General features: G+C 73.0%; 7 protein-coding genes. 4 read left to right on the forward strand and 3 right to left on the reverse strand.

Translation table 11 applies throughout. The annotated features are described in order from the left end of the window. Positions 1 to 213 precede the first annotated feature (213 nt). Positions 214 to 882, forward strand: a complete 669-nt coding sequence (locus DY240_RS25200; RefSeq protein ID WP_325049310.1) for a response regulator transcription factor — start codon at positions 214 to 216, stop codon at positions 880 to 882. 22 nt (positions 883 to 904) lie between these two features. Next, positions 905 to 3,286: an HAD-IC family P-type ATPase gene (locus DY240_RS25205; protein WP_119662447.1), complete on the forward strand. Its 2,382-nt coding sequence runs from the start codon at positions 905 to 907 to the stop codon at positions 3,284 to 3,286. On the opposite strand, the gene DY240_RS25210 is transcribed toward DY240_RS25205, so the two are convergent. Then, the gene (locus DY240_RS25210; RefSeq protein ID WP_119662448.1) at positions 3,268 to 4,992 is read right to left on the reverse strand and encodes a sensor histidine kinase; all 1,725 of its coding nucleotides are present in this window, start codon (positions 4,990 to 4,992) and stop codon (positions 3,268 to 3,270) included. The genes DY240_RS25205 and DY240_RS25210 overlap by 19 nt on opposite strands. Positions 4,993 to 5,255: 263 nt before the next feature. Here DY240_RS25210 and DY240_RS33000 point away from each other — a divergent pair, with 263 nt between their 5' ends. Together DY240_RS33000 and DY240_RS25220 are read left to right on the forward strand one after the other, a co-directional pair. Next, complete coding sequence (locus DY240_RS33000; RefSeq protein ID WP_199702389.1) at positions 5,256 to 5,552, forward strand: DUF1905 domain-containing protein; 297 nt, start codon at positions 5,256 to 5,258, stop codon at positions 5,550 to 5,552. Between the two features lie 95 nt (positions 5,553 to 5,647). Then, positions 5,648 to 6,073, forward strand: a complete 426-nt coding sequence (locus tag DY240_RS25220) for a DUF7144 family membrane protein (RefSeq protein WP_119662450.1) — start codon at positions 5,648 to 5,650, stop codon at positions 6,071 to 6,073. A gap of 19 nt (positions 6,074 to 6,092) precedes the next feature. Here the strand turns inward: DY240_RS25220 and DY240_RS33005 are convergent, their stop codons facing one another. After that, entirely contained in the window at positions 6,093 to 6,209 is a 117-nt protein-coding gene (locus DY240_RS33005) for a DUF1269 domain-containing protein (protein WP_119662451.1), read from the reverse strand. Between the two features lie 72 nt (positions 6,210 to 6,281). Continuing rightward, positions 6,282 to 7,577 (reverse strand): hypothetical protein (locus tag DY240_RS25230; protein ID WP_233552868.1); only part of this gene is annotated, 1,296 nt, incomplete at its 5' end.

The raw sequence follows: 7,577 nt of genomic DNA on the forward strand, positions 1-7,577 counted from the left end.
CAACACCCCAGCCGACTCCGCAAGCTCCGTCGGCAGCAACCCCCTGCCCACTCACGGCCAGTTTCATATCAGCTGCCCGTTCTCAGCCGCAGCAGGGGGACGGGGCCAACGCAGCAGGGGGACGGCCAAACGCGGCCACAACCGGCGACCGGCCCGGGCCGGAAGGACCAACGTCCCCTGACGACGCCCGCCCACCGGAGTAGCGTCGTGATCGTGGACAGCGGCCGTGTGATCAAGGTCTTCCTGCTCGACGACCACGAGGTGGTCCGGCGCGGCGTCGCCGCCCTGCTCGAGACCGAGCCCGACATCGAGGTCGTCGGCGAGGCCGGCACCGCGGAGCAGGCCGTGGCCCGCATCCCCGCGCTCCGGCCCGACGTCGCGATCCTCGACGTCCGCCTGCCCGACGGCGACGGCGTCAGCGTCTGCCGCGAGATGCGGTCGCGACTGCCCGCTCTGCAGTGCCTCATGTTCACCTCCTTCGCCGACGACGACGCGCTCTTCGACGCCGTCATGGCCGGCGCCGCCGGTTACGTGCTCAAGCAGGTCCACGGCACCGACCTCATCGGCGCGGTCCGGGCGCTGGCCGAGGGCAAGTCGCTGCTCGACCCCGACAGCACCGCCCGCATGCTGGCGCGCCTGCGCGACCGCGCCACGCGAACCGATCCGCTGGCCGCGCTCACCGACCAGGAGCGCCGCATCCTCGACCTCATCGGCGAGGGTCTCACCAACCGCCAGATCGGCGAGCGCATGTTCCTCGCGGAGAAGACCATCAAGAACTACGTGTCCAACCTGCTGGCGAAGCTCGACATGAACCGCCGGACCCAGGCCGCGGCGCTGTCGGCCCAGCTCAAGGCGGCCGCCAAAGACCATCCGGGCAGCTAGGCGCGCCCGCTATGGTCGTCGCATGACCTCCGACCGGGTGACGGCGCCGGCCGATTCCGGGCGCGGGCTGACGGCGGCCGAGGTCGCGGCCCGGGTCGCCGCCGGGCAGACCAACGACGTGCCGGCGCGGGCCAGCCGCGGCGTGTGGGAGATCGTCCGCGGCAACGTCTTCACCCGCATCAACGCGATCCTCGCGGTGCTGTTCGTGCTCGTGCTGAGCACGGGCTCCATCCTGGACGGCCTGTTCGGCACGATGATCGTCGCGAACAGCGTCGTCGGCCTAGTCCAGGAGCTGCGGGCCAAGCGCACCCTCGACCGCCTCACCATCGTCGGCCAGGCCCGGCCGCGGGTGCGCCGCGACGGCGCCGTCGTCGAGCTGGCCCCGAACGAGGTGGTCGCCGACGACGTCATCGAGATGAGCGCGGGCGACCAGGTCGTGGTCGACGGCGAGGTCGTCGTGGCCGACGCGCTGGAGGTCGACGAGTCGCTGCTCACCGGCGAGTCCGACCCAGTGGTGAAGCACACGGGCGACCCCGTGATGTCGGGCAGCTTCGTGGTGGCCGGCAACGGCGCCTACCGGGCCACGAAGGTGGGCCGCGAGGCGTACGCGGCGCGCCTGGCCGAGGAGGCCAGCCGGTTCACGCTGGTCAACTCCGACCTGCGCAACGGCGTCAACACCATCCTGCGCTTCATCACCTACCTGCTGATCCCGGCCGGCGCGCTGTCGATCTACAACCAGCTGTCGGGGAACCAGGACCTTCCCGAGGCGTTGCGCGGCATGGTGGCGGCGCTGGTGCCGATGGTGCCCGAGGGTCTGGTGCTCATGCTGTCCATCGCGTTCGCCGTCGGTGTGGTCCGGCTCGGGCGCCGGCAGTGCCTGGTCAACGAGCTGCCGGCGATCGAGGGGCTGGCCCGGGTCGACGTCGTCTGCGCTGACAAGACCGGCACGCTCACGGAGAACGCGATGCGGCTGGCCGAGGTGCGCGACCTCGACGGCGACCCGGCGGGGGTGCGGACGGCGCTCGGCGCGCTGGCCGCCGCCGACCCGCGGCCGAACGCCAGCCTGCGGGCCATCGCCGAGGCGCACCCGGACGGCCCCGGCTGGCCGGTCACGGGGGTGGCGCCGTTCTCCTCGGCCCGCAAGTGGAGCGGCGCGAGCTTCGACGGCCACGGACACTGGGTCCTCGGCGCGCCGGACGTCCTGCTGCCGGCCGGCGACGCCACCCGCGACGACGCCGAGCGGACCGCCGCCCAGGGGCTGCGGGTGCTGCTGCTCGGCCGCTCCGATCAGCCGGTCGACGCCGCCGGCGCGCCCGGCGCCGTGACGCCGTCGGCGCTGCTCGTGCTCGATCAGAAGGTCCGCCCGGACGCCAAGGACACCCTCGCCTACTTCGCCGAGCAGGACGTCACGGTCAAGGTGATCTCCGGCGACAACGCCGCCTCCGTGGGCGCCGTCGCGGCGTCGCTCGGGCTGCCCGGCGCCACGCGCACCGTCGACGCCCGGACGCTGCCCGAGGAGCGCGACGCACTGGCCGGCGTGCTGGACGAGAACGCCGTCTTCGGCCGGGTCACGCCGGACCAGAAGCGGGCCATGGTCGGTGCGCTGCAGTCGCGCGGGCACACCGTCGCGATGACCGGCGACGGCGTCAACGACGTGCTCGCGCTCAAGGACGCCGACATCGGCGTGGCCATGGGCGCCGGCAGCCCGGCCACCCGGTCGGTCGCGCAGATCGTGCTGCTCGACAACAAGTTCGCCACGCTGCCGCACGTCGTGGCCGAGGGGCGCCGCGTCATCGGCAACATCGAGCGGGTCGCCACGCTGTTCCTCACCAAGACGGTGTACTCGGTGCTGCTGGCGTTCATGGTCGGCGTGCCCGGCCTGATCGGCTTCGACCCGCTGCCGTACCCGTTCTTCCCGCGGCACGTCACGATCACCGGCTGGTTCACCATCGGCGTGCCGGCGTTCGTCCTCTCGCTCGCGCCGAACGCCGAGCGGGCCCGGCCCGGCTTCGTGAGCCGGGTGATGCGCACGTCGGTACCGGCCGGCATCGTCATCGGCGTGGCCTGCTTCGTCGCCTACGTCCTCACCTACGACGGCGAGGGGTCCGGGGCCGCCCGCACGCAGGCGTCGACGACGGCGCTGATCACGCTGACGATCATCGCGCTGTGGGTGCTGGCCATCGTGGCCCGCCCGTACGCGCCGTGGAAGATCGCGCTGGTGGTCGTCATGGCGGCGTCGTCGGCGCTGATGTTCCTGCTGCCGCTGACCCAGGAGCTGTTCCTGCTCGACCCCGGCAACACCGGCTTCACCGTCATCGGCCTGAGCTGCGCCGCGGCGGGCGTCGTCCTCGTCGAGCTGATCTGGGCGTGGAGCGGGCGCGACCGTCAGGCCGGCTCGGACTGAGCGGCGCCGCGGCCGGCGGGGACCTCCCAGCGCACCTCGGTCCCGCCCTCGGGCCCCGGCCCGGCCGTGAACGTCCCGCCGAGCCGCTCGGCCCGCTCGGCGAGGTTCGCCAGCCCGCTGCTGTGGTGCCGCGGCGGCAGCCCGACGCCGTCGTCGGTGACGGTCAGCCGCAGGCGGCCGCCGGACAGCTCGACGACGGCGCTCACCCGGGACGCCTTGGCGTGGCGGACGACGTTGGACAGCGACTCCTGCAGGACGGGCACCAGCTGGTCGGCGATCTCGTCGGACACGGCGTTGTCCAGTTCCCCGAGGAGCTGCAGGCCGGGCGCGAACCCGAGCTGCTCCCCCGCCGACTGCACGACGGCGACCAGCCGGCCGCGCAGGGTGTCGGTGACGTCGTCGCGGGAGGACTGCAGCGCGAAGATGGTCGACCGGATCTGCCGGATCGTGGCGTCGAGGTCGTCGACGGTGCGTTCCACGCGTGACGCGACGTCCGGCCGGTCGATCAGCCGGGCGGCCGCGGTGAGGCTCATCGCGCTTGCGAACAGCCGCTGGACGACGACGTCGTGCAGGTCGCGGGCGATGCGCTCGCGATCGTCGACCAGCCCGTGCCGTTCGGCGTCCTTCCGCCGGTCGGCCAGCTCCAGCCCGACGGCGGCCTGGTCGGCGAACGCCTGCAACATGCGGACCGTCGGCCCGGCGAACGGCTGCGCGCCCCGCTGCCTGACCAGCACCAGCACGCCGCGGACCCGCGGTGGCGTGCCCAGCGGCACCAGCAGCGCCGGCCCGTTCGGGAGCCGGTCCAGCAGCGGCGCCGGTTCGACGCCGCGGCGCATCTCGGTGAGGACCCGCGGCTCGCCGGAGTGCAACACAGCCTCGGACAGCGTGCCGCTGGCGGTGAACCGCAGCCTGCCCAGCGCGTCGGAGCCGTCGCCGTCGGCCGTCAGTACCCGCAGGAGTTCGGCCGCCTCGTCGTCCGGCGCGACGACGACCGCGGCGCGCGCCGACGACATGGTCCGCGCGTGCGCGGCGATCAGCGCCAGTGCGTCGTCGAGCTCGGACCCGGACAGCAGCGCCTGCGTGACCTCGGCCGACGCGTCCAGCCAGGTCTCGCGCCGGCGGCTGGCGTCGTAGAGGCGGGCGTTCTCGATGGCGATGCCCGCGGCGGTGGCCAGGGCCGTCACGATGGTCTCGTCCTGCTCGTCGAAGTCGCGGCCGCCGTTCTTCTCCGTCAGGTACAGGTTGCCGAACACGGCGTCGCGGACCCGGATCGGCACACCGAGGAAGCTGCGCATCGGCGGGTGTCCCTCCGGGAACCCGTACGACTCCGGGTGCTCGGAGATCTCCCCCAGCCGCAGCGGCCGCGGCTCCTTGATCAGCAGGCCGAGCAGCCCACGCCCATGCGGCCACTCCGCGATGTGGGCGATCTCCTGCTCGGTGACCCCGATGGGGATGAACTGCGCCAGCCGGCCGTCGTCGCCGATCACGCCGAGCGCGCCGTACCGGCAGTCGACGAGGTCGATGGCGGCCTCGACGATGCGCCGCAGCGCGGTCTCGAGCTCCAGCTCCCGGCCGATGGACACCACGGCCTCGAGCAGCGCGTGCACGCTGTCGCGCGCCGCGACGACCGCCTGCAGCCGCGACTGCACCTCCGCGAGTAGCCGATCGAGCGGCACCTTCGGGAGTAGCTGCTCGGACTCGTACACCCTTCAACCCCCTGCCACCCGGGTCAGTTTCCCATCGACCAGCGACGATGTCGAGAAGACCGGTCCGAGGTCCCGGCGGGCCGAGGACCTTGGTCCCGAGGGAGGCCGACCTTCGTCCGGTTCCCCGGCCCGGCCCGGCGCGCTCCACTGGAGGCGGGGGATCACAGGACCCGCACCGCCGGGGGGATGGCTCGGGGCCGGTATGGGGGTGCCGGCCCCGAGTCCGGGCGCCCGTTGTCAGTGGTGGCTGCGAGCCTACGGCGGTGCAGCAGTACGAGTTCGACGCGCGGCTGTGGGAGTACGGCGGCGAGGCGTCGTGGGTGTTCGTCACGGTGCCGTCCGACGTCTCGGCCGACATCCGTGCCCGTCCCCGTCCGCCGCGCCCCGGGTTCGGCTCGCTGAAGGTGGGGGTGCGCCTCGGTGGCACGTCGTGGTCCACCTCCATCTTCCCCGACGCCAAGAGCGGCTGCTACGTGCTTCCCGTCAAGAAGGCGGTGCGCACCGCCGAGCGGGTCGACGACGGCGACACCGTCACCCTCGAGCTGACCATCCGCGAGTAGCGGCGGGATCACCCCTCGTGGGTGATGTCCCGCCATCGCCCGGCCGGGAGGGTGAGGTGCCGGGTAACTCCCCGCGTCAGCTGGCAGGAGGAGTCATGACCGATTTCCGCACCTCGCCGACCGAGGCGACCAGGACCGAGCCGTCGGGCTGGGCGGCCGGCGGGGTCATCTTCGCGGCGACGATGATGATTCTCATCGGCATCTTCCAGGCGCTGGAGGGTCTGGCGGCGATCATCGACGACGAGTTCTTCGTCGTGCTGCCCAACTACACCTTCGACCTCGACACCACCGCGTGGGGCTGGGTGCACCTGATCGTCGGCATCCTCATCGCCGTCGCGGGGTTCTACCTGTTCACCGGCAGCGCCATCGCGGGCGCGGTCGCCATAGCGCTCGCCTCGGTCAGCGCGATCACGAACTTCTTCTTCATCCCGTACTACCCGTTCTGGTCGCTGCTGATCATCGCCATCAACGTCTTCGTCATCTGGTCCATCACGCGCTCGGGCATCATGAGCTCGAGGTGACGTCCCGCCCGGCGACGGGTCACTGGGCGAAGGCCTCGCGGAGCTTCTCCTCCTGCTCCGTCGACAGGTTCGACTGGACCGGCTCCGGCTTCAGCCCCGACTCCTCGAACGCCGGCAGCACCTTGTCCTGCGGCACCGACCGCGGCGCGGACCAGCGGGCACTCCACCGGCCACCACGCTCCGGCGTCGTGGCCGGGGCCGTCGCCGCCTACGAGGACCTGGTCGCGGGAGGCCCGGACGGCGCCGCCAGCTGACCCGTCGCCAGCTCCAGGACCGCCAGCAGCACCCCAGCGACCAGCAGGATTCCCAGCACCACGCCTGCGTTCGGGTAGTTCCAGAACACGAACACCAGCACCGCGACCGCCAGGACGGCGACCTGAACCGGCCGCTTGTGGGCACGCAGCCAGCCGACCGCCGCCGAGTCGCGCCAGCCCCATCCGGATCCGACCGAACCCAGCCGCGCGACGCCCCGGCGCACCGACACCGCCTGCGGCGACGGACCGGTCAGCCAGGCCACCAGAGCCACCACCAGCCCGACCGCCAGGACCATGCGCAGCGTCGTCCGCAGCAGCGACACCACCTGGTCGAACACCGCACCTGCCGCGGCGTCGTCCACCTCGGGCGGCAGCGCGCCCAGGTACACCGGCCGGGCGATCGTCAGGGCCGCGCCGAGCAGCAGCATCGCCACGGACAGCGCGATCCCGGCGCCGATCAGCGCCCGCCGCCGGCCGCGGGCGACGATCACCCCGGCGGCGATCAACGCCAGCGCGACGACCGGCAGCCACGTGCCCAGCCCGTCGATCAGCCGGAATCCGGCCTGTGCCTTCTCGACCTGGTCTGACTGGAACAACGTCAGCGTCATGTCCACCGGCGGGATCGCGCCGGCCCGCTGGAACCCCGCATCGACCAGCCGCTGCTTGGCGTCCTCCACGACCGGCGCCAGCTGGATGCTGACGGTGTCGCCCTCGACCTGGACGGCGCCGTTCTCGTTCTCGCCGGTCAGCGCCGCCACCAATGCCTGGTGCGCCGCCCGGTTCGTCTGGGTCCACGCGTCGGCGAACCGGTCGCTGGCGACGACGGAACCCACCTGGTCGTGCACCCACCCCTCGACGGCGCCGTCGATCGGCCCGGCAAGGTCACTGAGCGTCCCCGTCACCCGCGGGCGGGCACCCTGCGCCGCCAGCAGGTCCGCCGCCTCGTTCACCACTGCCGGCACGTCGATCTCCTGCATCAGCCGGGCGGTGACGCGGTTGGTGACGGCCCGTTCGACATCCGGGTCACGCGCCAGCGGGCCGACGGTCTGCACGTAGCGGTCGGTGTCGGTGACGACGGAGTCCAGCCACACGGCCGCGGTCGCGGGAACGGCCAGCAGGCAACCGAGCCCGATGAGCACCGGCGCGAGGACCGCGCGCCAGCGCCCGCCGCCGGTCCCCCGTCCCGGCGGCGGGCCGGCCGCTTCCCTCCCCGGGGCCGCCCCGGCCCGCATGCCGGGGCGGGCTTCTCC

The organism is Jiangella rhizosphaerae (genome assembly GCF_003579925.1).
GTDB classification, from domain to species: Bacteria; Actinomycetota; Actinomycetes; order Jiangellales; family Jiangellaceae; genus Jiangella; species Jiangella rhizosphaerae.